We start from the raw sequence: 26474 nt of genomic DNA, 5'->3' as shown, positions 1-26474 counted from the left end.
ATCGACTCAACCGGCATGCGGCGCAGTTTATGAAGAACCAACTTGCCGACCAAGCGGGAAATGAGCCGGAAAAGCGAAAATTCCCCGGATTTCCGGGGTTTTCCAATAAAAAGCCGGCCCGAAAGGGCCGGCTTTCGTTTTTTCGGCCGATCTCAGGCCACAATCAATGGGCGACAGTCTGGCTTCCCGCCTCCTCGGAGACGTCCACCTTCTGGGCCGCGGCGACGGGTTCCACCCATTCGATGGGCTCGGGCATGCGCACGAGCGCATGCTCCAGAACCTCGCCGACGCGGGCGACCGGCACGATCTCCAGGGCGTTCTTCACGTTCTCCGGAATGTCGGCCAGGTCCTTGGCGTTCTCTTCCGGGATCAGCACCGTCTTGAGACCGCCGCGGAGTGCGGCGAGCAACTTCTCCTTCAGTCCGCCGATGGGCAGCACTCGCCCGCGCAGCGTGATCTCGCCGGTCATGGCGATATCCTTGCGGACCGGGATGCCCGTCGCGACGGAAACGATGGCCGTCACCATGGCGACACCGGCGGAAGGACCATCCTTCGGCGTGGCGCCCTCGGGCACGTGCACGTGGATGTCCTTCTTGTCGAAGATCGGTGGCTCGACGCCGAAATCGACCGCTTTCGAGCGGACATAGGAGGCGGCCGCGGAGATCGACTCCTTCATCACGTCGCGCAGGTTGCCCGTGACCGTCATCTTGCCCTTGCCGGGCATCATGACGCCCTCGATGGTGAGCAACTCACCGCCGACCTCGGTCCATGCGAGCCCGGTGACGACACCGACCTGGTCCTCGCCCTCGGCCTCGCCGAAGCGGAAGCGTGGCACGCCGAGATAGTCGGCCAGGTTCTCCTCGGTGACCTCCACCGTCTCGACACCCGTCTTGGTGATCTCGGTGACGGCCTTGCGGGCGAGCTTCATCAATTCGCGCTCGAGGTTACGCACACCGGCTTCCCGCGTATAGGTGCGGATGATCGCCTGCATGGCGCCGTCGGTGATGGAGAACTCCTCTTCCTTCAGCGCATGCTCGCGCACGGCCTTGGGCAGGAGATGCCGCTTGGCGATCTCGACCTTCTCGTCCTCGGTGTAACCGGCGATGCGGATGATCTCCATCCGGTCCATCAGTGCCGGCGGGATGTTCAGCGTATTCGCCGTCGTCACGAACATCACGCTCGACAGGTCGTATTCGACCTCGAGGTAATGGTCCATGAAGGTCGAGTTCTGCTCCGGATCCAGGACCTCGAGCAGCGCCGAGGACGGATCGCCGCGGAAGTCCATGCCCATCTTGTCGATCTCGTCGAGCAGGAAGAGCGGATTGGACTTCTTGGCCTTGCGCATCGACTGGATGACCTTGCCGGGCATCGAGCCGATATAGGTGCGCCGGTGTCCGCGGATCTCGGCCTCGTCACGCACGCCGCCCAGCGCCATGCGCACGAACTCGCGTCCGGTGGCCCGGGCGATCGACTTGCCGAGCGAGGTCTTGCCGACGCCGGGAGGGCCGACAAGGCACAGGATCGGTCCCTTCAGCTTCTTCTGCCGACTCTGCACCGCGAGATACTCGACGATGCGTTCCTTGACCTTTTCCAGTCCGAAATGGTCCGCGTCGAGCACCTCCTCGGCAAAGCCCAGGTCGTTGCGCACCTTGGAGCTCTTTTTCCAGGGGATGGAGAGCAGCCAGTCGAGATAGTTGCGCACGACGGTCGCTTCCGCCGACATGGGCGACATGGTCTGGAGCTTCTTCAACTCCGCTTCCGCCTTTTCGCGCGCTTCCTTCGACAGCTTGGTCTTCTTGATGCGCTCCTCGAGCTCGGCCGCCTCGTTGCGGCCGTCTTCGCCCTCGCCGAGCTCCTTCTGGATGGCCTTCATCTGCTCGTTGAGGTAGTACTCGCGCTGCGTCTTCTCCATCTGCCGCTTGACGCGGGAGCGGATGCGCTTCTCCACCTGGAGGACGGAAATCTCGGCCTCCATGAAGCCCATGGCCTTTTCGAGCCGCTCGCGCACCGACAGCGTGGCCAGCATCTCCTGCTTTTCCGGGATCTTGATCGCCAGGTGCGAAGCCACCGTGTCGGCGAGCTTCGAGTAATCCTCGATCTGGCTCGTCGCGCCGACGACCTCGGGCGAGATCTTCTTGTTGAGCTTCACATAATTCTCGAAGTCGGCGACGACGGAACGGGCAAGCGCCTCGATCTCGACCTCGTCCTCCTTGGGATCGTGCAAGAGCGAGGCACGCGCCTCGTGGTAGTCCTCGCGCTCGGTGAAGCCGGAAATGCGCGCACGCGCGGCACCCTCGACGAGCACCTTCACGGTCCCGTCGGGAAGTTTGAGCAATTGCAGCACATTGGCGAGCGTGCCGACATCGTAGATCCCGCTCGGATCGGGATCGTCGTCGGCGGCGTTCATCTGGGTGGCCAGCAGCACCTGCTTTTCAGCCCCCATCACCTCTTCCAGTGCCTTGATCGACTTCTCGCGCCCCACGAAGAGCGGCACGATCATGTGCGGAAACACCACGATGTCGCGCAACGGCAAGACCGGAAAGAGGGTGTCACCGGAAGTTTTCGGGGTCTCAGTCATTGTTCAGCCTTTTTATGCCGCGACCGCTCGAAAGCCGATCGCGGACCTCATATGAAAGACGTCGTTCCGCTCTTGGAAAGCTTGCCGGCTGCAACACCATCCGGAACGAAACCCGCCACCACTTGCTGCCTTAGGTGGAGGCGCGGAGCCTTGAGATCAAGGGTAGAAGCCCGGCAATTCCAACACCGTATCGACCGGGGGCGCCCGGCCTCCAGGGCCGGTAGATGGTCCCCCCGTCGACGGATTGCCGGTCTCACGCGCTAACGCTGCCCTTTTCCTTTTCACGCTCGGCGTAGATGTAGAGGGGGCGCGCATTGCCGCTGACCACCTCGTCCGAGATCACCACCTCCTGAACGCCTTCCAGCGCCGGCAGCTCGAACATGGTGTCGAGCAGGATGGCCTCCATGATGGAGCGCAGGCCGCGCGCTCCCGTCTTGCGCTCGATCGCCTTGCGGGCGATCGCCAGCAGCGCGTTCTCGTGGAAGGTCAGTTCCACGTTCTCCATCTCGAATAGGCGCTGATACTGCTTGACCAGCGCGTTCTTCGGCTCCGACAAGATCTGGACCAGCGCCTGTTCGTCCAGGTCCTCCAGCGTCGCCAGCACAGGCAGGCGGCCGACGAATTCCGGGATGAGGCCGAATTTCAGAAGGTCCTCCGGCTCGACCTGGCCCAAAAGCTCGCCCGCGCGGCGATCCTCGAGCGAAGCCACGTCGGCGGCAAAGCCGATCGAGGTCTTGCGGCCACGGTCGGAGATGATCTTCTCGAGCCCCGCGAAGGCGCCGCCGCAGATGAACAGGATCGAGGAGGTGTCCACCTGCAGGAATTCCTGCTGCGGATGCTTGCGCCCGCCCTGGGGCGGCACGGAGGCGACCGTGCCCTCCATGATCTTGAGCAGCGCCTGCTGCACGCCCTCGCCCGACACGTCACGCGTGATCGAGGGGTTGTCGGACTTGCGCGAGATCTTGTCGATCTCGTCGATATAGACGATGCCGCGCTGGGCGCGCTCGACATTGTAGTCCGCCGACTGCAGCAGCTTGAGGATGATGTTCTCCACATCCTCGCCCACATAGCCCGCCTCGGTGAGCGTCGTGGCGTCGGCCATGGTGAAGGGCACGTCGATGATGCGCGCCAGCGTCTGGGCGAGCAGCGTCTTGCCGCAGCCCGTCGGCCCGATCAGCAGGATGTTGGACTTGGCCAGCTCCACGTCCGGGTTCTTGCCGGCGTGCGCCAGGCGCTTGTAGTGGTTGTGCACGGCGACGGAGAGCACGCGCTTGGCGTGATCCTGGCCGATCACGTAATCGTCGAGAACCTTGATGATCTCCTGCGGGGTGGGCACGCCCTCGCGCGACTTCACCATCGAGGACTTATTCTCCTCGCGGATGATGTCCATGCACAGCTCGACGCATTCGTCGCAGATGAAGACGGTCGGGCCGGCGATCAGCTTGCGCACCTCGTGCTGGCTCTTGCCGCAAAACGAGCAGTACAGCGTGTTCTTGGAATCACCGCCGCTGTTGCTGATCTTGCTCATCTCTCATGTCCTTTCAGTACCACCGGCGCCCCTTGATACGGGGTTATCTGCCGGGAGAGCGAAGAAAGGAGGGGTTTGGTTCCCCACCACTTCACCCCATTTTCGATTTCCGAACGAAACACAAATCGGAAAGCGCGGCAACAATCCCCAGCGAAGCCTAGGGTGTCGAATTTCAACATTGGCTTAACGTAAGCGGTTGCCGCCGCTTAGGGAACAGGAAATTGTGACGGAAATGACGCAACCCCCGGCTATTTTCGGGCTTTCCGTTCATCCAGTCCCGCTGCCGCAACTCAAGTGGCCTGCGGCCTCTCGATCGCCTCGCGATGCGTGATCACCTTGTCGATGAGGCCGAACTCCACCGCTTCCTCTGAACTCATGAAGTGATCGCGGTCGAGCGTCTTCTCGATGGTTTCGTAGTCCTGGCCCGTGTGCTTGACATAGACCTCGTTCAGCCGCCGCTTCAGCTTGATGATGTCCTGGGCGTGGCGCTCGATGTCCGAGGCCTGGCCCTGAAACCCGCCGGAAGGCTGATGGACCATGAGCCGTGCGTTCGGCGTGGCGAAGCGCATGCCTTTGGCGCCAGCACACAGAAGCAGCGAGCCCATCGAGGCCGCCTGGCCGACGCAGAGCGTGGAGACCGGCGGCTGGATGAACTCCATCGTGTCGTAGATGGCCATGCCGCTGGTCACGACGCCGCCCGGCGAGTTGATGTAGAGCGCGATCTCCTTCTTCGGGTTTTCGGCCTCGAGAAAGAGCAACTGCGCACAGACCAGCGAGGCCATGCCGTCTTCGACCGGCCCGGTGATGAAGATGATGCGTTCCTTCAGGAGACGCGAAAAGATGTCATAGGCGCGCTCGCCGCGGTTGGTCTGCTCGACGACCATCGGCACCAGATTCATCGCGGTCTCGACGGGGGTGGGCATGAAGTGCACCTTTCGATTTGGAAGCGCGCGCCCGGCAAGGCGCGAGACGGCAGATTCGGTCAGTTCGTAGCCGATAAATAGGACGCCACATTCCCTTCGCGCAAGGGCAGAGCGAAAATGCCGCGCGACATCCCTTCCGCAGCCCGCCCGGAGGCCCTCTCCACCTCCGGGCGAGAGGCGCCTCCAATCAGCCGCCTCACACTTTCGCCAGCGCCTGCTCCAGATCGGCGATGATATCCTCGACGTCCTCGATGCCGATGGACAGACGGATGACATCCGGCCCCGCGCCCGCCGCCACCTTCTGTTCGTCCGAAAGCTGCCGGTGAGTGGTCGAGGCAGGATGGATGATGAGGGACTTGGTGTCGCCAATATTGGCGAGGTGCGAGTGCAGTTCGACGCCTTCCACCACCTTCACGCCGGCATCGAAGCCGCCCTTCAGGCCGAAGGTGAAGACGGCGCCCGCCCCCTTCGGCGAATATTTCTGCATCAGCGGATGATTAGCATCGTCCGGCAGGCCCGGATAGGAGACCCAGGCGACCGCCGGATGCTCCTGCAGCCACTTGGCCACCTTCAGCGCGTTTTCGGAGTGACGCTGCATCCTGAGCGGCAGGGTTTCGATGCCGGTCAGGATCAGGAAGGCGTTGAAGGGCGAGATGGCCGGGCCGAAGTCGCGCAGGCCGAGCACGCGCGCGGCGATGGCGAAGGCGAAGTTGCCGAAGGTCTCGTGCAGCACCACGCCGCCATATTCGGGCCTGGGCTCCGACAGCATCGGGTAGTTGCCGGATTTCGACCAGTCGAAGGTGCCGCAATCGACCAGCGCGCCGCCGATGGAGTTGCCGTGCCCGCCCATGAACTTGGTAAGCGAATGGACCACGATATCGGCGCCATGGTCGATCGGCTGCAGGAGATACGGCGTCGCCATGGTGTTGTCGACGATGAAGGGCAGACCGTGCCGATGCGCCACCTCGGCGATCTTCTCCAGATCCACGAAGGTGCCGCCCGGATTGGCCAGGCTCTCGACGAAGATCGCCCGGGTCTTCTCGTCGATCTGGCTTTCGATGCCGTCGATATCGTCCGGGTCCGCCCAGCGCACCTGCCAGTCGAAGTTCTTGAAGGCGTGGCCGAACTGGTTGATCGAGCCGCCGTAGAGCTTGCGCGCGGCGATGAAGTTGCAGCCCGGCTGCATGAGCGTATGGAAGACGAGAAGCTGCGCCCCGTGGCCGGAAGCGGTGGCCAGCGCCGCCGTGCCCCCCTCGAGCGCGGCGATGCGCTCCTCGAGCACCGCCTGGGTGGGGTTCATGATGCGGGTGTAGATGTTGCCGAAGGACTTCAGCCCGAAGAGCGATGCGGCGTGGTCGACATCGTCGAACACATAGGAAGTGGTCTGGTAGATCGGCGTGGCGCGGGCACCGGTCGCCGGGTCGGGCTGGGCGCCGGCATGGACGGCGAGCGTGTTGAAGCCGGGCGTGCGCTCGTTCATGGGGTCTCCTCCGGTAGCAATTATTCCGCGCAATCAATACAGAGACGGCGCGCGAAGGCAAAGAAGTTTTGCCCAATTTCCCGGCAGTGCCTGGAACTTTATGGGAGCGCATGCCGGCCCGTAGGGGTCACCGCTGGCGGATGCCGAAACTCTGGAAACCCTGCCGCAGGATCGGCTTTTTCGAGGAGATGACGCGGCTGTTCACCCCATTCCAGCCGATCTCGCGCGACAGCCTGCCGTACTCGATCTTCGGGCAGCGGTTCATGACGACCTTGATGCCCTTCTCCTCCAGCCGCGCCGCGGAAGCATCATCGCGCACGGTCAGCTGCATCCAGACCACCTTCGGCAGCGGGTCCATGGCGAGGATCTGGTCGGTGATCCCCGGCACCGCGCTCGAAGCGCGAAAGATGTCGACCATGTCCGCCGGTTCGGGAAGATCGGCGAGCGAGGCGCAGGCCACGGCGCCCGCGATCTCCTTGCCCGTCTGGCCCGGATTGATCGGGAAGACCTTGTATCCCTTGTCGATGAGATACTTGGTGACGAAGAAGCTCGGCCGCACGTCGTTGGCCGAGGCGCCGACGACGGCAATGCTTCTCACGCTGTTGAGAATGCCGGCGATATAGGCGTTGTCGTAGGCGTCGTGGTTCATTCGGGCAGCGTAATACGGCCTTCCTCGTCGATTGGAAAGTCCGGGTTGTAGGCGACCTCCCAGAGATTGCCCTCGGTATCGGTGAAATAGCCCTGGACCCCGCCCCAGAAAGCGCGCTGCGCCGGCTTGACGACGCGGCCGCCCGCCTTCTCCGCGCGTTCGAGGACAAGGCCCACCTCGGCCTCGGAACGTGTGTTGTAGGCGAGTGCCACGCCGGAGAAGCCCGGCCTGCTCTCCTGGAAGCCGGCATCCTCGGCAAGCTCCTCGCGCGGCCAGAGCGCCAGGATCATGCCGCCCATCTGGAAGAAGGCCACCCCCTCGGTGATCTTCTGGTTCCGTTCCAGCCCCATCGCCTCGTAGAACTCCGCGGCCCGATCGAGATCGTCAACGCCGAGCGTGATGATCGAAATGCGCGGTTCCATCATTCTCCCTTCCACTCCGGTTCGCGCTTGTCGATGAAGGCGCCGATCCCCTCCTCCGCATCGCGCGCCATCATGTTGTCGACCATCACCCGGGCCGTGTATTCATAAGCTTCGGCGAGCCCCATCTCGGCCTGGGCGTAAAAGGCTTCCTTGCCGATCTTCAGCGTCAAGGGCGATTTCGACGCGACGGTCCCGGCGAGCTCCATGGCCGAGCGTTCCAGCGTGTCATGTGCCACCACCCGATTGACCAGACCGTGGGAACACGCCGTCTCGGCGTCGATCATCTCGCCGGTCAGGAGCATCTCCATCGCCTGCTTGCGCGAGATATTGCGGGAGAGCGCGACCATGGGCGTGGAGCAGAAAAGGCCGATATTCACGCCGGGCGTGGCAAAACGGGCCCGCTCGCTCGCCACGGCGAGATCGCAGGAGGCGACCAATTGGCAGCCGGCCGCCGTGGCAACGCCGCCGACGGCGGCGATGACCGGCTTGGGGTGACGGACGATCGCCTGCATGAGGCCGGCGCAGCGCGCCATGGTGTCGGCGAAAAACGCCCTGCCCCTGTCCGGGTCCCGCCTGCGCGCGGTCATTTCCTTAAGGTCATGGCCGGCGGAGAACACCTTGCCTTCATGCGCGAGAACGATCACGCGCATGGCCGCATCTTCGCGCGCACGCTCAAGCGCAGCCTCGAGCGCCTCCATCATGGCGATGGACAACGCGTTGGCCGGCGGGTTGTGCAGCGTCAGCGTGCATACGCCTTCCGTGATCCGGCTGTCGACCAGCGCCGCCGTCTCGGCAACGGCAGGTGCGTCGATATCGGCCATGCTCACCTCCTCTCCTGCGCCCCGATGCGGGCATCGCAACGACATCAGACCTAGCACAGGCCGGCCGCAAGATCAGCCGTCAATGACCAAGTCCCCTGCCTCAGGGACGGCGTTTGCCATCCCTGAGCTCGCCGGAATGCGGTAAAATGATACCTTTCTCATATCCACTTGTTTTTCATTCGCTTTTCATCACATGCGAGCGAATCTTGTGCTTGACTTGATCTCCTGCCCCACTTATAAGCCCGCGGATCGTGGCATTCGCCCGACTTTCGAGGGCCTCCGAGGCCATCGGTTGAAGCAACAAGAAACGCCCTGCCCCGGCAGGGTTCGAAACACGGACAGGACGATTATGAAAACCTTCTCGCAGAAACCTGCGGAGGTGGAGAAGAAGTGGGTGCTGATCGACGCCGAAGGGCTCGTGGTCGGCCGCCTCGCCTCCATCGTCGCCAACCGCCTGCGCGGCAAGCACAAGCCCACCTACACGCCCCATGTCGATGACGGCGACAACGTCATCATTGTCAACGCCGACAAGGTGGTCTTCACCGGCGGCAAGTACCGCAACAAGAAGTATTACTGGCACACCGGCCATCCCGGCGGCATCAAGGAGCGCACGGCGCGCGATCTCCTCGAGGGCCGCTTTCCCGAGCGCGTGGTCGAGAAGGCCGTCGAGCGCATGATCCCGCGCGGGCCGCTCGGACGTCGTCAGATGAAGAACCTGCGTGTCTACGCGGGTCCCGACCATCCGCACGAGGCGCAGCAGCCCGAGAAGCTGGACTTGGTCGTGATGAACAAGAAGAATGTAAGGGTCCAGGCATATGGCTGAAATCAATTCCCTCCAGGAGCTTGGCGAGGCAACCCAGGCGACGGCGCCTGAGGCCGAAGCTCCGGTTTATGTGCAGAAGGTCGATGCCCAAGGCCGCGCCTACGCCACCGGCAGGCGCAAGAACGCCATCGCCCGCGTCTGGGTGAAGCCGGGCTCCGGCAAGATCACCGTCAACGGCAAGGAATTCGAGCAGTATTTCGCGCGGCCCGTCCTGCAGATGATCCTGCAGCAGCCGGTCGTGGCTGCCAACCGCAATGGCCAGTACGACATCGTCGCCACCGTGGTGGGCGGCGGTCTGTCCGGCCAGGCGGGCGCGGTGCGCCATGGCATTTCCAGGGCGCTGACCCACTACGAACCGGAGCTGCGCACGGTCCTGAAGAAGGGCGGGTTCCTCACCCGCGACAGCCGCGTGGTGGAGCGCAAGAAGTACGGCCGTGCCAAGGCCCGTCGCTCCTTCCAGTTCTCCAAGCGCTAAGGCTCGGGACGCAAACGGATTGGAAAGCGGGCCTTCGGGCCCGCTTTTTTTGTTGCACGAAGCGTTCCTCGTCCGTAGCCATTGAACCGCTTCGAAGGAACACTTGCCATGCCGTCAAATACGATTGACCACGCCTTCACCGCCCGCCAGTCCCTCGGTGCGGCGGCCGACCCCACCTACGCCGGCGCGCTGTCCTTCATGCGTCGCCGCTTCACCAAGGAAGCGGACGGCGCCGATGCGGTGGTATGGGGGCTTCCCTTCGATGCCGCGGTGTCGAACCGGCCGGGCGCGCGCTTCGGGCCGCAGGCGATCCGTCGGGCCTCGGCGATTTTCGACAACGATCCGCAATATCCCTTCGGCCTCGACCTTTTCGCCGCCCTCGCCGTCGTCGATTACGGCGATTGCCTCTTCGATTACGGCTATCCGCAGGAAGTTCCCGACATTATCGAAGCCGAGGCCGCGAAGATCATCAGTGCCGGTGCCTTTCTTGTCTCGCTGGGCGGTGATCATTCCGTCACCTGGCCCCTGCTGAAGGCACACGCGGCAAGGCACGGCGCGCCGCTCGCCCTCGTCCAGTTCGACGCCCACCAGGACACCTGGCCCGACGACGGCAAGCGGATCGACCACGGCGCCTTCGTCGGCCGCGCGGTGCGCGAGGGCGTCATCGATCCCGCCCGCTCCATCCAGATTGGCATTCGTACGCACGCGCCCGAGGATTGCGGCATCCGCATGCTCTACGGCTATGAGGTGGAGGAGATGCGGGCGAAGGACATCGCCGAAGCCATCACGGACCATGTCGGCGACATCCCGGCCTACATCACCTTCGATATCGACTGCCTGGATCCGGCCTTTGCCCCGGGCACGGGAACGCCCGTCGCCGGCGGCCCGTCCTCCGCAAGGATGCTCTCGGTGCTTCGCCATCTCGGCCGGCTCGACATCGTCGGCGCCGACATCGTCGAGGTCGCGCCCGCCTACGACCAAGCCGACATCACCGCCATTGCAGGGGCGTCGGTGGCCATGCACTATCTGGGCCTCTTGGCCGAGAGAAAGCAGCGATAGATCGGGCTGCGAACCTCCGCATTCTCCGGATTGATTGCGGAAACCGATTCCACCATTTGAGACCGGATTCTTTTTGGGCACGGAAAACATGACGGCAAAGATTTTCATCGACGGCGAACACGGCACGACGGGCCTGCAGATCCGCACGCGGCTTTCCGAGCGCGGCGACATCGAGCTGATCTCGACACCCCTCGAGCGGCGCAAGGAAACCGCCGCGCGCGCCGAGTTCCTCAATGCCGCCGATATCGCTATCCTCTGCCTGCCCGACGATGCTGCGCGCGAGAGCGTCTCGCTCATCGAAAACGACACGACCCGCGTCATCGACGCTTCCTCCGCCCATCGGGTGGCCGAGGGCTGGACCTATGGTTTTGCGGAAATGGACCGCGGCCAGGCGAAGGCCATTGCCGGAGCGAAGCGCGTGGCCAATCCGGGCTGCTGGCCGCAGGGGCCGATCGCGCTGCTGCGTCCGCTCGTTGCCGCCGGGCTGCTTCCCGCCGACTTCCCCGTCACGGTCAATGGCATTTCCGGCTATTCCGGCGGCGGGCGTGGCATGATCGAGGACTATGAAACCAAGGGCGAGGACGCGCCCGAATTCATGCCCTACGGCCTTACCCTCAACCACAAGCACCTGCCGGAACTGCGGGCCTACGCCCGGCTTTCGCGCGACCCGCTGATGCAGCCGGCCGTGGGCAACTTCGCCCAGGGCATGATCTCCGTCGTCCCCCTGCAACTCGGCCAGCTCGACCGCGTGCCCAGGGGCGAAGAGTTGCACGCGGCCATCGCCGACCACTATGCCGGACTCGAGGACAGCGTGGTCGAGGTGGCGCCCTTCGAGGCGATCGAGCGGTCTGCCGAGATCGAGCCGGAACGCTTCAACGGCACCGATGGCATGCGCCTTTACGTCTTCGCCAATGATGCCCGCGCCCAGGCGCTGCTAATGGCCGTCTACGACAATCTAGGCAAGGGTGCCTCGGGCGCTGCGGTGCAGAATCTCGACCTGATGCTGAAGGGATAGCCGGAACCGCTCAGGCCGGTGCGGCGCCAGGCATCGGATAGGCCCCCTTGGCCGCCTGCCAGTGCGCGGTGGCGAAGCCCAGGACGATGAGTGCCGCGGCCTGATGGGCGAGTGCCCAGCCAAGCGGGACGACCATGACGAGGGTGGCGATACCGATCGCCGCCTGAACGAGGACAAGGAGAACGAGGAGCACGGCGCGCCGCGCGTGGGTGGTCCCCGGTTCGGCACGCCAGGTGGAAGCGGCGTGCCAGAGTGCCAGAACCAGTACCGCATAGGCCCCCAGACGGTGGACGAACTGCACGGTCTTGGGGTTCTCGAAAAGATTGATCCAGGCCGGCGCCTGCGTGAACAGCCCCTGCGGGACGAGCGCTCCGTCCATCAGCGGCCAGGTGTTGTAGGAGAAGCCCGCGTTGAGCCCCGCCACGAGACCGCCAAGATAGATCTGCACCAGCACCGCGACCACCAGCCAGCCGGCGAAACGGCGCGTGCCGGCCGCCGCCGGCCCGCCGCTGTGAGGCGCCAGTCCCCGGGCGACGGCCAAAGTGGCGACGAAGATGATGCAGGCGATGGTGAGATGCGTCGCCAGCCGGTACTGGCTGACATCGGTCCGCTCCACCAGGCCGGATGCGACCATCCACCAGCCGATGGCGCCCTGCAGACCGCCCAGCGCCAATATGCCCAGGAGCTTGGGCTTGAGATGATCCTCCAGGCGGCCGGCAAGCCAGAAGAAGGCAAGCGGCAGCGCGAAGACGAAGCCGACACCGCGGGCGAGCAGCCGGTGCGTCCATTCCCACCAGAAGATCGTCTTGAATTGATCCAGGCTCATGCCCCGGTTGATCTGCTCGTACTGCGGGATCCGGCGATACTTCTGAAACTCTTCCTGCCATTCCGCCTCGCTGATCGGCGGGATCACCCCATGGATCGGCTTCCACTCGGTGATCGACAGGCCGGATTCGGTCAGCCGCGTCGCCCCGCCGACGAGCACCAGCGTGAACAGCGTCACCACGACGACATAGAGCCAGATGCGGACCCAGACACGGTCGCGGCTGTCGCTCGACTGCTGGAAGGAGGCGGGAACGCTGAGAGGTGGCGTGGCGGTCATTGTCTGTCCGATCGGAAACCCGGCATGTAGGTGAACCAAAGCCCATCTCCTTGCAAGCCTGCCCATGGCGACAAGCCGTCGCGCCGACGCCTCGGAACGTCCAAGACCCTGTCGGCGGCGCAGCAATTGCGATATGGGAGCGGCGGAAAGGAATTCGCCATGCCCACACGCTTGAGGAAATTCATCGGCATGCTGGCGCTTGTTCTGCTGGTGGTGCTCTACGCGCTCGTATCAACGGCCGTGGCGGTGGCGCAGCTTGTCGACAAGGGCCCGCTCGTGCACCTGGCCTACTACTTCGTGACCGGTGTTCTGTGGGTGCTGCCGGCGATGGCGCTAGTCAAGTGGATGGAAGGAAAGCCCCGGCGCCGGGGAAACTGACCCCGCGTCGAGCATTGATTCACTTTTTGCCTGTAGGCTGTGCCGAAAAAGTTTACAGGCGGGCTCATGACAAAGATCGCATCCCTGTCCAGGCATGGCGCCGCGCCGATGGCGCGGGCGACGACGGGAACCGTGATGACGGCGAAGCCGGCCAGCGTGGCGGCTTTGAAGGATTATGAGACCTTTTGCGCCGGCATGCTCTACCCACCCACCCAGGGACCGCTCTGGGCCAGGGCCTGGCTCGACGGCAAGGAAGACGAGGGGCTTCTCCTCTTTGCGCGACAGGCCGGCCGGCCGGCCATGGCCCTGGCGCTGGAGACGGCTCGGTTCGGCGCTTTTCGCGTGGCCCGTTTTGCCGGCGGCTCGCATGCCAACGGAAATTTCCCTGCCCTCGATCCGGACGGAGGTGCGCTCGGGAAGGACGCGGTCAGCGGATTGCTTCCGGCAATCCGGACGGCCCGCCCCGACATCGATCTGGTGATGCTGGAGCGGCAGAGGCTCTCCTTCGAGGGGATTTCCAATCCGCTCCTCCATCTGCCCCACACGACCAGCCCCAACATTGCGCTCTCGGCCGATCTGACCGGTGGCTTCGAGCAAGTCCTGGAGCGTGGCGGCAAGCGCAAACGCAAAAAGCACCGCGCCCAGAAACGCAAATTCGAGGCGGCCGGCGGCTATCGTCTTATCGAAGCGCGCACGGAGGCCGAGGTGGATCGGCTCCTGGACACCTTCTTGGCCTTCAAGCACGAGCGGTTTTTAAGCCAGGGCCTCGCCGACGTCTTTGGCGCACCGGAGGTGCAGGCGCGCTGGCGTGCCCTGTTTCATTCGGCATGCGGCAGGGAGACGCCGCCCTTCGTGCTGCACGGGCTCGAGGTGGCCGGCAAGCTGCGCGCCGTCACCGGCCTGAGCCGCACGCCTGACAGCGTCATCTGCGAGTTCAACGCCTTTGCCCAGGATGAGCTTTCCAGCCTCAGCCCCGGCGAATTCCTGTTCTACGAGGATATCCTCGCCGCCTGCTCGGAGGGGTTGGCGATTTACGATCTCAGCGTCGGGGACGAACCCTACAAGCGCCTTTGGTGCGACATCGAGACCCGCCACGCCGACACCTTCGCCGGGCTGACGGTAAAGGGGCATCTGCTTGCCCACGGTCTGCGCGCCATGTCGCGGGCGAAACGGGCGGTGAAGGCGCATCCCGCGCTGACGCGGCTCGCCAGGAGGGTCTACCGGCTGGTGCCGAACAGCCGCTGATGTCAGGCGACGTCCCGGCCGGGCGGCGCCGTGGGCGTCATGTGGGCCGAGGGGTTGACCATCAGGGGATTCGAGAAACCGCCGTCGCGCAGTTCGCGCGTTGCCGCGGCAATGCTCTCCTCGCTAGGATCGAGAACGCTGACCAGGATCCTGGCATCTTCTTCCATAAGGCGCCGGACCGCCGCCGCGTCCGCATCCCCGCATTCCGCCACCACCAGGTCATAGGCGGTGGTCAGCGATCCCATGATGATCGGAAGGCGGTCGATGCCGCGCATGGCCTCGTCCAGCTCGCCGGTGCCGATCGGAATGATGTGGCAGGAGGAATAAAGGTCCGCATGAATGATATCGGCGAACTGTGATTCCCCGGTGAGCAGGTTGGTGATGCCGGGATAGGCGCGGCTTTCCAGCATCGGCCGCGAGGCCGCGCCCGAAGCCGTCAGATCGAGAAGCAGGACGCGCAGGCCCGCGTCGGCCACTTCGCGGGCCACCAGGACGGCGCTCGCCGCGGCCTCGTCCCCTTCCGGGGAAACGACGATAGCGCGTGCGACGCCGGAGGAGATCAACGCCTCGGCCGCGACCTCGACATCCACCTCGCCAAGCTCCGTCGCGCGGGCGGTGGACTCCTCGGCCGGCGCAGCCGCGATTGCGGCGGGCATCTCCACCTGCCTGACCGGCTCGATGCCGCCACTGTCGGCCGGGCGCAGCGCGCGGCCGCTGAAGAGCTCCTGCAAGAGCGTGATGACACACATGACCAGGAGCGAGGCGGCGAAGGCGGCAAGAGTGATCGGCATCACCTTCGGGAAATAGGGTTCTGAGGGCTGAAGTGCCCGCGAGAAGATGCGTGCGTCCACGGGCAGATAGCTGCGGTCGCCACGTGCGACTGCCTCCCTGTATCGCGTAAGGTAGGATTCCAGGAGCTGCCGCTGGGCGGCGGCCTCGCGTTCGAGGGCGCGCAACTCCACCTGCTGCTCTTCCGCATTCGACGAGACGTCCTTCTGCGCCTCCAGGTCGGACATGAGTTCCTGTTCGCGTCCGCGCGCCGTTGCCGCTTCGGTTTCAAGCGCCTCCAGGACCCGTTGCATCTCGAGCTGTATCTGCGTGTTGAGATCCGCAAGCTGCGAGCGCAGCGCCCTGATCCGGGGATGGTCGCCGAGATAGGTCGTCGACAGATCGGCGATTTCCGCCCGCAGTTCCACCTGCCGTTCGCGCAGGCGCTGAATGAGGTTGGATGCCTGCACCTCCGGGAGAGCTTCCAGCGGCGCCCCCCTTGCGATTGCATCGCGCACGGACGCGGCCTGGGCCTCGGCCGAGGCGCGGCTGGCACGCACCCGCGAAAGTTCGCTGGAGAGTTCCGCCAACTGCTGGGTTGCCAGCACGGTGTTGTTCCCGCCGAAGAGAAGGCCGGACCCGGAGCGAAAGTCCGCCACGCGTGCCTCGGCGTCCCGAACGCGCTCGCGCAGATCGGCGATTTCAGGTTCCAGCCACTGGGTGGCGTCCACGTTGGCTTCCAGCTTCGCCGCCCGCAGGCTCGCCACATAGGCATTGGCGATCGCATTCGGCACTTCGCGGGCCAGTTGCGGGTCCTCCGAGGAGAACTGGATGACGATCACCCGCGAGTTTTCCACCCGGTAGACCTGGAGCTTTTCACGAAACGCTTCGAGAACCCGCTCCTCCGGCGCCGTTGCGGCCGGGCCGCTCTTCAGCCCCAATGTCATCAGCACGCTTTCCAGCATCGAGGGGCCGCTGTCTTCGAATTCCTCACGGTCGGCGAGGCCGAGTTCCCGCGCCACTTGCGTCAGGATCTCCGCGGAGGTGATGACCTCCACCTGGCTGGCGACCGTCTCCGCGTCCAGCACCGCGCGCTCGCTGTTGCCGGCCGCCAGCGGCCGCGTGTAGACGGATTCGCGCGCCTCGATCAGCAGACGCGTCTCTGCGCGATATTTCGGCGTCGCCAGGACCGCGAGAAGGAACACGACCGCGGTGAGCGCGAGCGTGAAGAAGGCAATGCGCCGCCACCGCTTAATGAGGCTCGCAAACAAATGGCCGAGATCGACGTCGACGTCGTTGGCCATTCTTTCCCCGCTGGTCATGCTTCGCACTCCGGACCTCTCCGCCGGTACAGTAAATTTGCATGGTAACCATCGGGTTAACCGAATCCCTTAAAACCGGAGACGACTTAACCGGGCATTAACCGTAATGACGCAATAAGCGTCAGGTAGAAAGCCTGGGCGCCCCGCGGGCGTCGGCGAAGAGAGCGCATCCGGCCATGAAGCACTTTTCCCAGATCACCATTGCGTTCCTTTCAGCGCTTCTCGTCAGCGGCTGCACCGGTTACCGCCCTGCCCCGCCGGCCTTTCACGAAGCGCTGTACCAGCCCTATGTGCTCGATTCGGGCGACCGGCTGCGCGTCACCGTCTTCGACCAGGACAATCTCACCAACACCTACAGTGTCGACCAGGCCGGCTACATCCAGTTCCCGCTGGTCGGCTCGGTGCCCGCACGCGGCCAGACATCCAAGCAGGTGGAGCGCAAGCTCGCCCAGATGCTGCAGAAGGGCTACTTGCGCGATCCCGACGTGACGGTGGAAATCGACCGCTACCGTCCGGTCTTTGTCATGGGCGAGGTAGGTGCCCCCGGCCAGTACTACTATGTCCCGGGAATGACGATCCAGAAGGCCGTCGCGGCGGCCGGCGGCTTCACGCCGCGCGCCAATCAGCAGACAGTCGACGTCACGCGCAACGTGAACGGCCGGGTCATGACCGGGCGGCTGGTCATCACCGAGCCGCTCGTGCCGGGCGACGCGATTTATGTGCGCGAGCGGCTGTTCTGATGCCCGCTCGCCTTCATGGATAAAGTGTCGGGCAAGCTGCGCATCGTCCATTGCTTCCGGTCGCCGGTCGGCGGCATCTTCCGGCATGTGCGCGATCTGTGTGCGGCGCAGGCCGCCGCCGGCCATGAGATCGGAATCGTCTGCGACTCCTCCACCGGAGGCCGGTACGAAGACCGCCTCTTCGCCGAGATCAGCCATCTTCTCGCCCTCGGTATCGCACGCACCCCGATGCAGCGGCATATCGGCCTGGGCGATGTCGGCGCCGCCTGGCGCACTCTGGGGATTGTCCGGCGCATGCGCCCGGACGTCCTGCATGGACATGGGGCCAAGGGCGGCACCTATGCGCGCTGCTTCGGGACTGCCATGCGGTTTGGCGGGCGCAAGATCGCCCGCCTCTACGCTCCCCATGGCGGCAGCCTGCATTTCGCGCCGGAGACGCGCGCCGGGCGCTTCTTCTTCACGCTCGAGCGGATGATGGAGCGCATGACCGACCACATCCTCTTCGTCTCGCAATACGAGGAGCGCAGCTACGAATTGAAGATCGGCCGGCCACGCGCACCGCATAGCCTCGTCTACAACGGTTTGCGCGCGGAGGAATTCGAGCCAGTAACGGACGCGCCGGACGCGGCGGACTTCCTCTTCATCGGCATGATGCGCGATCTGAAGGGGCCGGATCTCTTCATCGATGCGCTCGACGCGGCGGAACGGGAAACCGGGCGGCGCCTTTCCGCCGTCATGGTCGGGGACGGAGACGACCGCGCCAAATATATCGCCCAGGCGCGCGCACGCGGGCTGGGCGACAGGATCACGTTCCGCCCGGCCATGCCGGCACGGGAGGCCTTCGCGCTTGCACGCGTCATGGTGGTCCCCTCGCGCGCGGAGGCCATGCCCTATATCGTCCTGGAGGCGCTTGCCGCGGGCAAGCCGCTCATCGCCACCGCAGTCGGCGGAATACCGGAGATAACCGGCTCCGACTGCCCTGCCCTTTGCGCGCCCATGGTGACCGAAATTGCCGGCAGGATGGTGCTAGCGCTGAAGGACGAGGCCGCCTTCCGCAGCCGAATGCCGACCCTTTGCACAATGAAGGAGCGTTTCAGCGCGGACACGATGGCCGCGCGGATCGAGAGCGTCTACCGCGCGGTGTTGCGCGCCTGAATACTTCAACAACCGAAGCCCCGGTCAAGGGAATCTTAGGCCCTTGATGTTATCGGCGCATAAACCGGTTGTTATCGTCCATGAACACCATCGATCCCGCAGAGCGTTACGAGAAGAACGCCGACCGCCCTGCTCCGCCGCCGCGCCGGCGCCAGTCGCCGCAGCTCGGCGCCGTGGCACGGCAGGTGGCACAGCAGTACCGGCGGGACACCGTGTCCCCGGTCATGGTCAGCGGTGCCATGCGGCTGATCGAATTTGCCGCCCTCGTCGTGGCCGGCCTGCAGATCTATGTCGGGCATGTGGGGCTGGAGACGCATCTTTATTGGCAGTATCCGCTGATCATCGTGGGCGTGGCGGCGACGGCCGTCATCGTGATGGAGTTCTCGGACTGCTACCAGACGCCGGCGCTGCGCAACCCGCTCTCACGCGCCGGGCGCATCCTGATCGCCTGGACCGGCACCTTCGCGCTGCTCACCGTGGCGCTCTTCTTCCTCAAGATCTCCTCGCAGTTCTCGCGCTTCTGGCTGGGCACGTGGTACATCAGCGGGCTGGTGCTGATCGTGTTCCTGCGACTTGCCGCGGCACACCTCATCCGGCGCTGGGCACGCAACGGACGCATCGAGCGACGCGCAGTCATCGTCGGCGGCGGCAAAAACGCCGAAACCCTCATCCGCTCCATCGAGCAGCAGCCCTACAACGACATCCGCATCTGCGGCATTTTCGATGACCGCGACGACAGGCGCTCGCCGCCGGTGGTGGCCGGCTACCCCAAGCTCGGCAATATCGAGGAACTGATCGAGTTCGCGCGCATCGCCCGCATCGACATGATGATCGTCTCGCTGCCGATCACGGCGGAGGCGCGAGTGCTCGCCATGCTGCGCAAGCTGTGGGTTCTGCCGATCGACATCCGTCTTTCGGCGCATTCGAACCATCTGCGCTTCCGGCCACGCGCCTATTCCTACATCGGTTCCGTGCCGATGCTGGACATTTTCGACCGGCCGATCAACGACTGGGATTCGGTGGCCAAGCGGGCCTTTGACATCGTCTTCAGCCTGATCGGCATCCTCCTGTTCTCACCTGTGATGCTGGCCACCGCAATCGCCATCAAGCTCGACAGCAAGGGGCCGGTCATCTTCAAGCAGAAGCGCCACGGTTTCAACAACGAGGAAATCGAGGTCTACAAGTTCCGCTCTATGTATGTCGAGCAGTGCGATCCGACCGCACGCAAGGCTGTCGTCAAGGACGATCCGCGTGTCACCCGGGTCGGACGGTTCATCCGCAGGACCTCGATCGACGAGCTTCCGCAGTTCTTCAACGCGCTCTTCGGCAGCCTGTCGCTCGTCGGGCCGCGCCCGCACGCAGTGGCAGCCGAGGCGCACAACCGGTTCTTCGACGAGGTGGTGGACGGTTACTTCGCCCGCCATCGCGTCAAGCCGGGCGTGACCGGATGGGCGCAGATCAACGGCTGGCGCGGCGAGGTCGACACGGAAGAAAAGATCCGCAAGCGCACCGAATACGACCTCTATTACATCGAGAACTGGACGCTTCTGTTCGACCTCAAGATCCTTCTCCTGACGCCGGTCCGTCTTCTCAATACGGAGAATGCCTATTGAGCGTCTCCGTCCCCCATGACGAAGGCGTTCGATGGCAGGCGGCGGTGAACGCCTATCGCATCGACCTCATCCGCAAGGGCGCAATCGTCCTCGGCGTCTTTCTGTCGGGCTTCGTCCTGCGCGAGCCCGCGCCCTACGAGCTCTACATGGCCGGGCTGATCGCGGTTTGGAGCGTCTTCGGGCTGCGCATCTCGCGCAACGTGGCGCCGCTGCTCGTCCTGCTCGTCGCCTTCAACGTCGGCGGGCTGATCTCCATGAGCCAGCTCCCCGAACTCGGCGACATCCCGCTTTATCTTGCCGTCTCCTTCTTTCTGGCCTTCACGGCAATCTTCTTTGCCGCCGTTATCGAAAGACAGCCGGAATTGCTGCCGCTCATTTTCAAGGCGTGGATAGCCGCGGCCGTCGTCACGGCGATTTGCGGCATTCTCGGCTATTTCCAGGCCTTTCCCGGGGCGGAGATGTTCACGCGCTACGGCCGCGCCGCCGGCGTGTTCGAGGACCCCAACGTGTTCGGCCCCTTCCTCACTCTGCCCGGAATCTATCTCCTGCACCGGATGCTGACGGGCGGTCTGCGCGCGACCTTGGCGGCGTTGCCGCCTTTCCTGATCATCGTCCTTGGCGTTTTCCTCTCCTTCTCGCGTGGCGCCTGGGGCCTTTTCGTCAGCGCCTCCGTGCTCCTCACCCTCGCGCTCCTCGTCCAGAACCGGCACGGCCTGTTCCGCCTGAGGATCATGGTGATGTGCATCACCGCGGTCGTCCTCATCGCCGTTGCCCTCCTGGTGGCGCTGCAGATCCCCGCCGTAGCGGACCTTTTTGCCCAGCGCGCGCAGCTCGTACAGGATTACGACGGTTCCAGGCTTGGCCGCTTTGCCCGCCACGCGATCGGCTTCCTGCTCGCAACGGAGCATCCCCTCGGCATCGGGCCGCTGGAATTCGGCAAGCTCTACGGGGAGGATACCCACAACATCTGGCTGAAGGCGCTGCTCGCCTATTCCTGGCTCGGCTTCGCGGCATTCTTCACGCTGATCGCCTGGACTGTCGCCGCCGGATTCCGCATCCTCTTCCGCGCGCGCATGTGGCAGCCCTATCTCCTGTGTGCCTATGTGGTCTTCCTGGGGCACATTGCGCTGGCCAACGTCATCGATATCGACCACTGGCGCCACTTTTACCTGCTCCTGGGGCTCCTGTGGGGCATGATGGCCCTGGAGCAACGGCATCAGGCCCGGCTGTCGAGCCCCGCCACGCTTCGGGCCCGGCCGATTTTCTCCTTGCGCGCTGCTGACAGAAACTATAGGGATTTTGCCGGTTCGGAGCGTAGCGCAGCCCGGTAGCGCACTTGACTGGGGGTCAAGGGGTCGTGGGTTCGAATCCCGCCGCTCCGACCATTTTCACGACAATCTGCGTTAACGGCCGCCAGGCCGTGTCCGGCCCGGACGCCGACGGTCGAGCTTGGTGGCAGCCACCGGCTTCATGCCGACGGCTGCGCAAAATTTGTCGCGAATCCTGCTTTATTGCAGTTCCTGCCTGTAGCGCTGGATGGTGTTCGCAACCTCGGGGTTGGCCTGTGCGAGTTGGTAGACCTGATTGTAGGTCTCGACCTTCAGCCCGTTGGACTGCAGGGCCTCCCGGATCTCCTGGTTGGCGGAGGTGCGCATCTCCTCGGCCTGCTGTTCATTCTCGGCGGACTGGATGCGCGGTGACCACGTGGAAATCACTTCCTCGACGTCGAGAGAAGCCTGGGCGAAAGCCTGCAGGGTGGCGTCGTCCACCTCAGTGGCGGCCGGTGGCTGCGTTGGTTCCGCAGCCGGTGGCTGAGTCGGTGTTGCCGGCTGCTGCGTCGGCGCTTCCTGGGCATGGGCGGGAGCGAAGCCCATTGAGAGCGCCAGGGCGGCGGCGGAACCGATGACGGTTGCAAAGCCGTTGGGGAGGAATTTCATCGTGTGTCTCCTTTTGCGCACCGAGAACAATGGTGCTTGCGTGCGTGATCGGAGCGCCGCCCGACGCGGCACCCCTGTCACAGACGGGGGCCGGAGCTGATGAGTTCCCCGCCGCTCGCACATTCTTTCTCTCCACCGATAATGATTCGTGTGGAACTAATCCCGAATTCGGCCCGTCTTTTTTGCGAGGATCACGAACGAGATCCTTAAGAAGGCGCTAGGAGCGGCATGTCCGACGAACTGCAATGGATGATCGAGCGGCAAATCCCGCATCTGCGCCGATATGCCTTCGCCCTGACGCGCGACCGCGATACGGCCGACGAAATCGTTCAGGATTGCCTCGAAAGAGCCCTGCGCAAGCGTCATCTGTGGCAGCGCCGCGGCAGCATACGCAGTTGGTTGTTCCGGATTCTCCACCGCCAGAGCGTGAATCACTTCCGTCGCGTCCGTGGCGATCACGTGCCGGCCGAAACCGGTGTGATCGACATGACGGTCGCGCAGCCTCCCGACCAGGAGGCGCGTATGGAATGCCTCAATATGGCCGAAGCGCTCGACCGGCTGCCGGCGGAGCAGCGCGCCGTCGTGCTCTTTGTGGCGCTGGAAGGGCTTGCCTATGACGAAGTCGCGGAGATCACCGGGGTGCCCGTCGGCACCGTCCGCTCCCGGCTTTCCCGGGCACGCGAGACGCTGCGGCTCTCCCGGGAGGCGGCACCGCCGGAACGCCAGGCTGCCAAGTTGAGAATCGTGAAATGACCGACGCCCCGAAAATCCGCGAAATCGACCTCATGGCCTATGCCGACGGCCTGCTGGAAGGCGATGCAGCGCGTAAGGCCGCGGTCGAGGCGCATCTTGCGGCCAACCAGGCCGACGCCGAGCGCGTACGCGCCATCATGCGCGACAATGCCGCCATTCGTGCGCTCTACGCCGCGGAGCTTGAACGACCGACTCCGGCCCATTTTCTGCGGGCCGCGCGCGAGCCGCGGCGCCGCAAGCGGTACTTCTCCCCGGAAGCCATCGCCGCCGGCCTTGCATTGGCATTCCTAGCGGCCGGTGGTGGCTGGCTCGTCGGCCAGCGCGGCGGCGAGACAGCCGCCCTGCCGCAAGCCTATCTGCAAGCGCTGGCGCAGCAGCACGCCGAGCCCGATGCGCAGCCCGCCATGAGCGCCGCGCTCGGCCAGAACTTGCACGGAGCGCTGCTCTCCGCCGCCACGAACAGCGGCTGGATCGAAATTCCGCTGCCCGATCTCAGCGCCCACGGCTTCGATCTCATCGAGCGCGAGCGCGTGGTCATCGGTGATGAAGACATGATCCGCCTCGCCTATCGCTCCTCCGAGGAGACACTGAACCTGCTTCTGCGTGTACGTCCGCAGGGCGGGAGCGGAAAGCTGCGCAGCACCGGCATGGATGATCTGGCGCTTGTGAACTGGTCCTCGGGGCCAATTTCCTACGCGCTCACGAGCGAAGCCCCACTGCGCAGGGCCAGGCAGATGGCCGAGATGGTGCGCGGCACGGTCGGCGCAGCACGTTTTGTCGACCCGGCGCCAGCCACGGTGCCCGAACCCGGAGAATCCGTCGCCGGCGACGGATTGCTGGGAGCCCCGCAACCCGCCGAGTCCTTCCCCGCACCCCTTCAGCCGAGCCAACTCAACTGACATCGAAAAGAGATCTTAAGTAATGAAAAATAAATATGCGTAACAATATTTCAATATGATTTCACATCCGTCATATATAGTGTATGAGTAGACAAGTTTTAGACATAATAATAGTGAAATTTATGTTCCGTTCACGATAGGACAGCAATTGAAAGCGGAGACTATTTATATGAAGCGTTCCATCATTCCCTTGGTCATGACTGCGTTTGCATTCCCGGCCTTTGCGCAAGGGACCGACTTCGAGTCCATCGACATGGACCAGAGCGGAGGAATATCTCTGCAAGAAATTCAAGTCGTTGCGCCGGACGTGACCGAAGAGACCTTCAATGCCGTCGACACGGACGGAAGCGGCGACCTGTCACCCGAAGAGTTCGCCGCGATCGTCGACGGTTGAGCCAGCCCAGAAAGGAGGAATTACCATGATGAAAACCTTGCTTGCCTCACTTTTTGCATTGGCCATGTTCGCGCTGGCCGCCTGCGAGGGCGGCGAGTCACCCCCGCCCAATGCCGGTGCAGACGATATGAACCAGACGGAGCCGGCGGGCACCATGCCGGCGGATCCCGCTCCCGAACCGGCACAGTAACCGGTCTCGGACAAGAACGTGAAAGGGGGCGCGAGCGCCCCCTTCTTCATTCCGCCGGCAAGCGCGTCGGCGAAGCGGCTTATCCAGTGGTGGCATTGCCGATCCCAGCCGCCACGCTCGCCCGTCAATCACGGCGGTCCGACCTCGGATGGGTGAGGAAGCGCGCGGCTTCGCGCGAAAGCCTCCTGCCTACCGCACCTGATCGAGCAGCCGCTTGCACTCCAGAAGATCGAACAGCGTTTCCTGCAGGAGCGCCCGGTTGTCGCGCGACAGGCGTCCGTCGTCGGCGGAAACGGGACCGTCTTCCTCCCGGCCCAGCCCGAAGAAGCGGCGGTTCGGCTTGGCTTTCGGCTGCCCGACGACCATCTCCTCCTCGTTCTTTTCCGCCTTGGCCTCGGCCGCCTTCTGCTGTGCGATCGCCTCGACGGCGGCCACGTCTCCGCGCCCGATTGCGACGATGAAGCGATTGCCGTTATCGCGCAGCAGCTTCTGAACACCCTTGATCGTGTAACCCTGCTCGTAGAGCATGTGGCGGATGCCCTTGATGAGCTCCACGTCCTGGGGGCGGTAGTAGCGCCGGCCACCGCCCCGTTTCATCGGCTTGATTTGGGTAAACCGCGTCTCCCAGAAGCGCAGCACATGCTGGGGAAGGTCGAGTTCCTCGGCGACTTCGCTGATCGTACGGAAAGCGTCCGGGCTCTTTTCCATTGTCGTCCCTCGGCTTGCTTGCGACTCACCCACTTTATTTCAGCAGGTTCTCGGGCTCAAACACAAGCGCGTCGGGCGGGAAGAGATGATCAGACCTTCTCGCCCTTGGTTTTGCGCATCTGATGGGCGCGCAAGATACGGTCCTTGAGGACGTTGGAGGCCTTGAAGGTCATCACCCGGCGCGGAAGGATGGGCACTTCCTCGCCTGTCTTCGGATTGCGGCCGATGCGCTCGTTCTTTTCGCGCACCTGGAATGTGGCGAACGAGGACAGTTTCACGGTTTCGCCGCGCACCACCGCGTCACAGACCTCCTGAAGCACCATCTCGACGATCTGCGCCGATTCGGTGCGCGACAGCCCCACCTTCCGGTAGACGGCTTCCGCGAGGTCGGCACGTGTGACTGTCTTTCCCCCCATCCGACCACTCAATCCTTCGAAACTATTGAAAATTCAAAGCGACGGCAGGGACGTTACAAAAGTTCGTCGGCACAGGTCAAGGACTTGAATCGGCATGAAAACTCACCAGCGCAAGAGCACCGCACCCCATGTGAAGCCGCCGCCCATCGCCTCCAGAAGCACCAGATCCCCGCGCTTGATCCTGCCGTCGGCCACCGCATGGGCCAGCGCCAGCGGTACGGACGCTGCCGATGTGTTGCCGTGCAGGTCGACGGTAACGACCACCTTCTCCTCGGCGATGCCGAGCTTGCGGGCGGAGGCGTCGATGATGCGCTTGTTGGCCTGGTGCGGGACGAACCAGTCGATGTCCCCGGCGGTAACGTCCGCCTTGGCGAAGACGTTTTCGATCACGTCGGTGATCATGCCCACCGCATGTTTGAACACCTCTCGCCCCTGCATGCGCAGATGGCCGACCGTGCCGGTGGTGGATGGGCCGCCATCGACATAGAGCTTGTCCTTCTGCGCGCCGTCGGAGCGCAGCGACGAGGCGATGATGCCGCGATCGGCGCTGCTTCCCTCGCCCTCGATCCCCTCGATGACGACCGCCCCCGCCCCGTCGCCGAACAGCACGCAGGTGGTGCGGTCGCTCCAGTCGAGGATGCGCGAAAAGGTTTCGGAGCCGATCACCAGGGCGCGCCGGGCCAGCCCGCCCCGGATATGCAGATCGGCAACGGTGATCGCATAGACGAAGCCGCTGCACACCGCCTGCAGGTCGAAGGCATAGCCGTGGTGCATACCCAGCCGGTCCTGGATTTCGACGGCGGTCGCGGGAAAGGTGTTGTTGGGCGTCGAAGTCGCCAGGACGATGAGATCGATATCGCCGGGCTCGAGCCCTGCATTCTCCAGCGCCTTGCGCGCGGCATCTTCGCCCAGCGAGGCGGTCGTCTCGTCGTCGGCGGCGATGTGGCGCTGCCGGATCCCGGTGCGCTGAACGATCCACTCGTCGGACGTGTCGACCAGCCCTTCGAATTCCTTGTTCCCCATGATGCGGCGCGGCAGGGCTGAACCGATGCCACGCACGGCGGATCTCATCATCATCTCA

Annotated in this window: 27 protein-coding genes and 1 tRNA gene; 15 read left to right on the top strand and 13 right to left on the bottom strand. The window is 64.2% G+C overall.

Annotation, left to right across the window (positions count from 1 at the left end):
* Positions 1 to 163: 163 nt before the first annotated feature.
* The 7 genes from lon to SIN08_RS06490 form a co-directional block, all read right to left on the bottom strand.
* The gene (gene lon, locus SIN08_RS06520; protein WP_322450767.1) at positions 164 to 2578 is read right to left on the bottom strand and encodes an endopeptidase La; all 2415 of its coding nucleotides are present in this window, start codon (positions 2576 to 2578) and stop codon (positions 164 to 166) included.
* A 253-nt stretch (positions 2579 to 2831) separates the two neighbouring features.
* On the bottom strand, positions 2832 to 4106 hold the full coding sequence (gene clpX, locus SIN08_RS06515; RefSeq protein ID WP_322450766.1) for an ATP-dependent Clp protease ATP-binding subunit ClpX: 1275 nt from the start codon (positions 4104 to 4106) through the stop codon (positions 2832 to 2834).
* Between the two features lie 290 nt (positions 4107 to 4396).
* Positions 4397 to 5029, bottom strand: coding sequence for an ATP-dependent Clp endopeptidase proteolytic subunit ClpP (clpP, locus tag SIN08_RS06510; RefSeq protein WP_322450765.1), 633 nt, complete (start codon positions 5027 to 5029; stop codon positions 4397 to 4399).
* A 196-nt stretch (positions 5030 to 5225) separates the two neighbouring features.
* Positions 5226 to 6509 (bottom strand): O-acetylhomoserine aminocarboxypropyltransferase, encoded by a 1284-nt coding sequence (locus tag SIN08_RS06505; RefSeq protein ID WP_322450764.1) that lies wholly within the window; start codon positions 6507 to 6509, stop codon positions 5226 to 5228.
* 127 nt (positions 6510 to 6636) lie between these two features.
* Positions 6637 to 7158 carry a CoA-binding protein gene (locus SIN08_RS06500; protein WP_322450763.1) on the bottom strand — a complete coding sequence of 174 codons (522 nt, stop codon included), beginning with the start codon at positions 7156 to 7158 and terminating at the stop codon, positions 6637 to 6639.
* A complete protein-coding gene (locus SIN08_RS06495; protein ID WP_322450903.1) occupies positions 7155 to 7580 on the bottom strand; it encodes a VOC family protein in 426 nt (141 codons plus the stop codon). The genes SIN08_RS06500 and SIN08_RS06495 overlap by 4 nt, the downstream gene beginning before the upstream one ends.
* Complete coding sequence (locus SIN08_RS06490; protein WP_322450762.1) at positions 7580 to 8401, bottom strand: enoyl-CoA hydratase; 822 nt, start codon at positions 8399 to 8401, stop codon at positions 7580 to 7582. The genes SIN08_RS06495 and SIN08_RS06490 overlap by 1 nt, the downstream gene beginning before the upstream one ends.
* 349 nt (positions 8402 to 8750) lie before the next feature.
* Here SIN08_RS06490 and rplM point away from each other — a divergent pair, with 349 nt between their 5' ends.
* The 4 genes from rplM to argC all read left to right on the top strand — a co-directional run bounded on the left by rplM (position 8751) and on the right by argC (position 11773).
* On the top strand, positions 8751 to 9224 hold the full coding sequence (gene rplM, locus SIN08_RS06485) for a 50S ribosomal protein L13 (RefSeq protein WP_322450761.1): 474 nt from the start codon (positions 8751 to 8753) through the stop codon (positions 9222 to 9224).
* Positions 9217 to 9699, top strand: coding sequence for a 30S ribosomal protein S9 (gene rpsI / locus SIN08_RS06480; protein ID WP_322450760.1), 483 nt, complete (start codon positions 9217 to 9219; stop codon positions 9697 to 9699). Before rplM ends, rpsI begins: the two co-directional genes overlap by 8 nt.
* 108 nt (positions 9700 to 9807) lie before the next feature.
* Positions 9808 to 10758: an agmatinase gene (gene speB / locus SIN08_RS06475; RefSeq protein ID WP_322450759.1), complete on the top strand. Its 951-nt coding sequence runs from the start codon at positions 9808 to 9810 to the stop codon at positions 10756 to 10758.
* 88 nt (positions 10759 to 10846) lie between these two features.
* Positions 10847 to 11773, top strand: coding sequence for an N-acetyl-gamma-glutamyl-phosphate reductase (gene argC, locus SIN08_RS06470; protein WP_322450758.1), 927 nt, complete (start codon positions 10847 to 10849; stop codon positions 11771 to 11773).
* 10 nt (positions 11774 to 11783) lie between these two features.
* Here the strand turns inward: argC and SIN08_RS06465 are convergent, their stop codons facing one another.
* Positions 11784 to 12875: a COX15/CtaA family protein gene (locus SIN08_RS06465; RefSeq protein ID WP_322450757.1), complete on the bottom strand. Its 1092-nt coding sequence runs from the start codon at positions 12873 to 12875 to the stop codon at positions 11784 to 11786.
* Between the two features lie 159 nt (positions 12876 to 13034).
* Here SIN08_RS06465 and SIN08_RS06460 point away from each other — a divergent pair, with 159 nt between their 5' ends.
* Entirely contained in the window at positions 13035 to 13253 is a 219-nt protein-coding gene (locus SIN08_RS06460; RefSeq protein ID WP_322450756.1) for a DUF2842 domain-containing protein, read from the top strand.
* A 66-nt stretch (positions 13254 to 13319) separates the two neighbouring features.
* The gene (locus SIN08_RS06455; RefSeq protein WP_322450755.1) at positions 13320 to 14498 is read left to right on the top strand and encodes a GNAT family N-acetyltransferase; all 1179 of its coding nucleotides are present in this window, start codon (positions 13320 to 13322) and stop codon (positions 14496 to 14498) included.
* A 2-nt stretch (positions 14499 to 14500) separates the two neighbouring features.
* Here the strand turns inward: SIN08_RS06455 and SIN08_RS06450 are convergent, their stop codons facing one another.
* Positions 14501 to 16588, bottom strand: coding sequence for a GumC family protein (locus tag SIN08_RS06450; RefSeq protein ID WP_322450754.1), 2088 nt, complete (start codon positions 16586 to 16588; stop codon positions 14501 to 14503).
* A 176-nt stretch (positions 16589 to 16764) separates the two neighbouring features.
* Between SIN08_RS06450 and SIN08_RS06445 the strand changes: the two genes are divergently transcribed.
* The 5 genes from SIN08_RS06445 to SIN08_RS06425 all read left to right on the top strand — a co-directional run bounded on the left by SIN08_RS06445 (position 16765) and on the right by SIN08_RS06425 (position 21481).
* Entirely contained in the window at positions 16765 to 17328 is a 564-nt protein-coding gene (locus tag SIN08_RS06445; protein WP_322450753.1) for a polysaccharide biosynthesis/export family protein, read from the top strand.
* Positions 17329 to 17352: 24 nt separating this feature from the next.
* Positions 17353 to 18483: a glycosyltransferase family 4 protein gene (locus SIN08_RS06440; protein WP_322450902.1), complete on the top strand. Its 1131-nt coding sequence runs from the start codon at positions 17353 to 17355 to the stop codon at positions 18481 to 18483.
* A gap of 80 nt (positions 18484 to 18563) precedes the next feature.
* Complete coding sequence (locus SIN08_RS06435; RefSeq protein ID WP_322450752.1) at positions 18564 to 20096, top strand: undecaprenyl-phosphate glucose phosphotransferase; 1533 nt, start codon at positions 18564 to 18566, stop codon at positions 20094 to 20096.
* A complete protein-coding gene (locus SIN08_RS06430; RefSeq protein WP_322450751.1) occupies positions 20093 to 21427 on the top strand; it encodes an O-antigen ligase family protein in 1335 nt (444 codons plus the stop codon). Before SIN08_RS06435 ends, SIN08_RS06430 begins: the two co-directional genes overlap by 4 nt.
* Positions 21405 to 21481, top strand: a tRNA-Pro gene (locus SIN08_RS06425). Before SIN08_RS06430 ends, SIN08_RS06425 begins: the two co-directional genes overlap by 23 nt.
* A 123-nt stretch (positions 21482 to 21604) precedes the next feature.
* Here the strand turns inward: SIN08_RS06425 and SIN08_RS06420 are convergent.
* The gene (locus tag SIN08_RS06420) at positions 21605 to 22033 is read right to left on the bottom strand and encodes a DUF4168 domain-containing protein (protein ID WP_322450750.1); all 429 of its coding nucleotides are present in this window, start codon (positions 22031 to 22033) and stop codon (positions 21605 to 21607) included.
* 228 nt (positions 22034 to 22261) lie between these two features.
* Here SIN08_RS06420 and SIN08_RS06415 point away from each other — a divergent pair, with 228 nt between their 5' ends.
* From SIN08_RS06415 to SIN08_RS06400, 4 genes are all read left to right on the top strand, one after another.
* The gene (locus tag SIN08_RS06415; RefSeq protein ID WP_322450749.1) at positions 22262 to 22786 is read left to right on the top strand and encodes an RNA polymerase sigma factor; all 525 of its coding nucleotides are present in this window, start codon (positions 22262 to 22264) and stop codon (positions 22784 to 22786) included.
* Positions 22783 to 23685, top strand: coding sequence for a hypothetical protein (locus SIN08_RS06410; protein ID WP_322450748.1), 903 nt, complete (start codon positions 22783 to 22785; stop codon positions 23683 to 23685). Before SIN08_RS06415 ends, SIN08_RS06410 begins: the two co-directional genes overlap by 4 nt.
* Before the next feature lie 169 nt (positions 23686 to 23854).
* Positions 23855 to 24079 (top strand): hypothetical protein, encoded by a 225-nt coding sequence (locus SIN08_RS06405; protein WP_322450747.1) that lies wholly within the window; start codon positions 23855 to 23857, stop codon positions 24077 to 24079.
* A gap of 25 nt (positions 24080 to 24104) precedes the next feature.
* Positions 24105 to 24269 (top strand): hypothetical protein, encoded by a 165-nt coding sequence (locus SIN08_RS06400; RefSeq protein WP_322450746.1) that lies wholly within the window; start codon positions 24105 to 24107, stop codon positions 24267 to 24269.
* 189 nt (positions 24270 to 24458) lie between these two features.
* Here the strand turns inward: SIN08_RS06400 and SIN08_RS06395 are convergent, their stop codons facing one another.
* The 3 genes from SIN08_RS06395 to SIN08_RS06385 all read right to left on the bottom strand — a co-directional run bounded on the left by SIN08_RS06395 (position 24459) and on the right by SIN08_RS06385 (position 26467).
* Entirely contained in the window at positions 24459 to 24977 is a 519-nt protein-coding gene (locus tag SIN08_RS06395; RefSeq protein ID WP_322450745.1) for a MerR family transcriptional regulator, read from the bottom strand.
* A gap of 89 nt (positions 24978 to 25066) precedes the next feature.
* Complete coding sequence (locus SIN08_RS06390) at positions 25067 to 25393, bottom strand: integration host factor subunit alpha (RefSeq protein ID WP_322450744.1); 327 nt, start codon at positions 25391 to 25393, stop codon at positions 25067 to 25069.
* 102 nt (positions 25394 to 25495) lie between these two features.
* Entirely contained in the window at positions 25496 to 26467 is a 972-nt protein-coding gene (locus SIN08_RS06385; protein WP_322450901.1) for a beta-ketoacyl-ACP synthase III, read from the bottom strand.
* Positions 26468 to 26474: the final 7 nt, after the last annotated feature.

The sequence above is a fragment of the Chelativorans sp. M5D2P16 genome (assembly GCF_034427935.1).
GTDB lineage: Bacteria > Pseudomonadota > Alphaproteobacteria > Rhizobiales > Rhizobiaceae > Chelativorans.
Note: the sequence above shows the minus strand (reverse complement) of the source record. Positions and strands in the feature narration are given on the sequence as shown.

Coding starts and splice junctions, on each gene's coding strand:
- SIN08_RS06400 (WP_322450746.1), top strand. CDS start 24,105: ATGATGAAAACCTTGCTTGCCTCACTTTTTGCATTGGCCATGTTCGCG.
- rpsI (WP_322450760.1), top strand. CDS start 9,217: ATGGCTGAAATCAATTCCCTCCAGGAGCTTGGCGAGGCAACCCAGGCG.
- speB (WP_322450759.1), top strand. CDS start 9,808: ATGCCGTCAAATACGATTGACCACGCCTTCACCGCCCGCCAGTCCCTC.
- SIN08_RS06495 (WP_322450903.1), bottom strand. CDS start 7,580: ATGGAACCGCGCATTTCGATCATCACGCTCGGCGTTGACGATCTCGAT.
- SIN08_RS06435 (WP_322450752.1), top strand. CDS start 18,564: ATGAACACCATCGATCCCGCAGAGCGTTACGAGAAGAACGCCGACCGC.
- SIN08_RS06450 (WP_322450754.1), bottom strand. CDS start 16,588: ATGACCAGCGGGGAAAGAATGGCCAACGACGTCGACGTCGATCTCGGC.
- SIN08_RS06445 (WP_322450753.1), top strand. CDS start 16,765: ATGAAGCACTTTTCCCAGATCACCATTGCGTTCCTTTCAGCGCTTCTC.
- SIN08_RS06405 (WP_322450747.1), top strand. CDS start 23,855: ATGAAGCGTTCCATCATTCCCTTGGTCATGACTGCGTTTGCATTCCCG.
- SIN08_RS06455 (WP_322450755.1), top strand. CDS start 13,320: ATGACAAAGATCGCATCCCTGTCCAGGCATGGCGCCGCGCCGATGGCG.
- SIN08_RS06390 (WP_322450744.1), bottom strand. CDS start 25,393: ATGGGGGGAAAGACAGTCACACGTGCCGACCTCGCGGAAGCCGTCTAC.
- SIN08_RS06460 (WP_322450756.1), top strand. CDS start 13,035: ATGCCCACACGCTTGAGGAAATTCATCGGCATGCTGGCGCTTGTTCTG.
- SIN08_RS06490 (WP_322450762.1), bottom strand. CDS start 8,401: ATGGCCGATATCGACGCACCTGCCGTTGCCGAGACGGCGGCGCTGGTC.
- SIN08_RS06415 (WP_322450749.1), top strand. CDS start 22,262: ATGTCCGACGAACTGCAATGGATGATCGAGCGGCAAATCCCGCATCTG.
- lon (WP_322450767.1), bottom strand. CDS start 2,578: ATGACTGAGACCCCGAAAACTTCCGGTGACACCCTCTTTCCGGTCTTG.
- SIN08_RS06385 (WP_322450901.1), bottom strand. CDS start 26,467: ATGATGAGATCCGCCGTGCGTGGCATCGGTTCAGCCCTGCCGCGCCGC.
- SIN08_RS06395 (WP_322450745.1), bottom strand. CDS start 24,977: ATGGAAAAGAGCCCGGACGCTTTCCGTACGATCAGCGAAGTCGCCGAG.
- SIN08_RS06465 (WP_322450757.1), bottom strand. CDS start 12,875: ATGACCGCCACGCCACCTCTCAGCGTTCCCGCCTCCTTCCAGCAGTCG.
- clpP (WP_322450765.1), bottom strand. CDS start 5,029: ATGCCCACCCCCGTCGAGACCGCGATGAATCTGGTGCCGATGGTCGTC.
- SIN08_RS06500 (WP_322450763.1), bottom strand. CDS start 7,158: ATGAACCACGACGCCTACGACAACGCCTATATCGCCGGCATTCTCAAC.
- SIN08_RS06420 (WP_322450750.1), bottom strand. CDS start 22,033: ATGAAATTCCTCCCCAACGGCTTTGCAACCGTCATCGGTTCCGCCGCC.
- clpX (WP_322450766.1), bottom strand. CDS start 4,106: ATGAGCAAGATCAGCAACAGCGGCGGTGATTCCAAGAACACGCTGTAC.
- rplM (WP_322450761.1), top strand. CDS start 8,751: ATGAAAACCTTCTCGCAGAAACCTGCGGAGGTGGAGAAGAAGTGGGTG.
- SIN08_RS06410 (WP_322450748.1), top strand. CDS start 22,783: ATGACCGACGCCCCGAAAATCCGCGAAATCGACCTCATGGCCTATGCC.
- SIN08_RS06505 (WP_322450764.1), bottom strand. CDS start 6,509: ATGAACGAGCGCACGCCCGGCTTCAACACGCTCGCCGTCCATGCCGGC.
- argC (WP_322450758.1), top strand. CDS start 10,847: ATGACGGCAAAGATTTTCATCGACGGCGAACACGGCACGACGGGCCTG.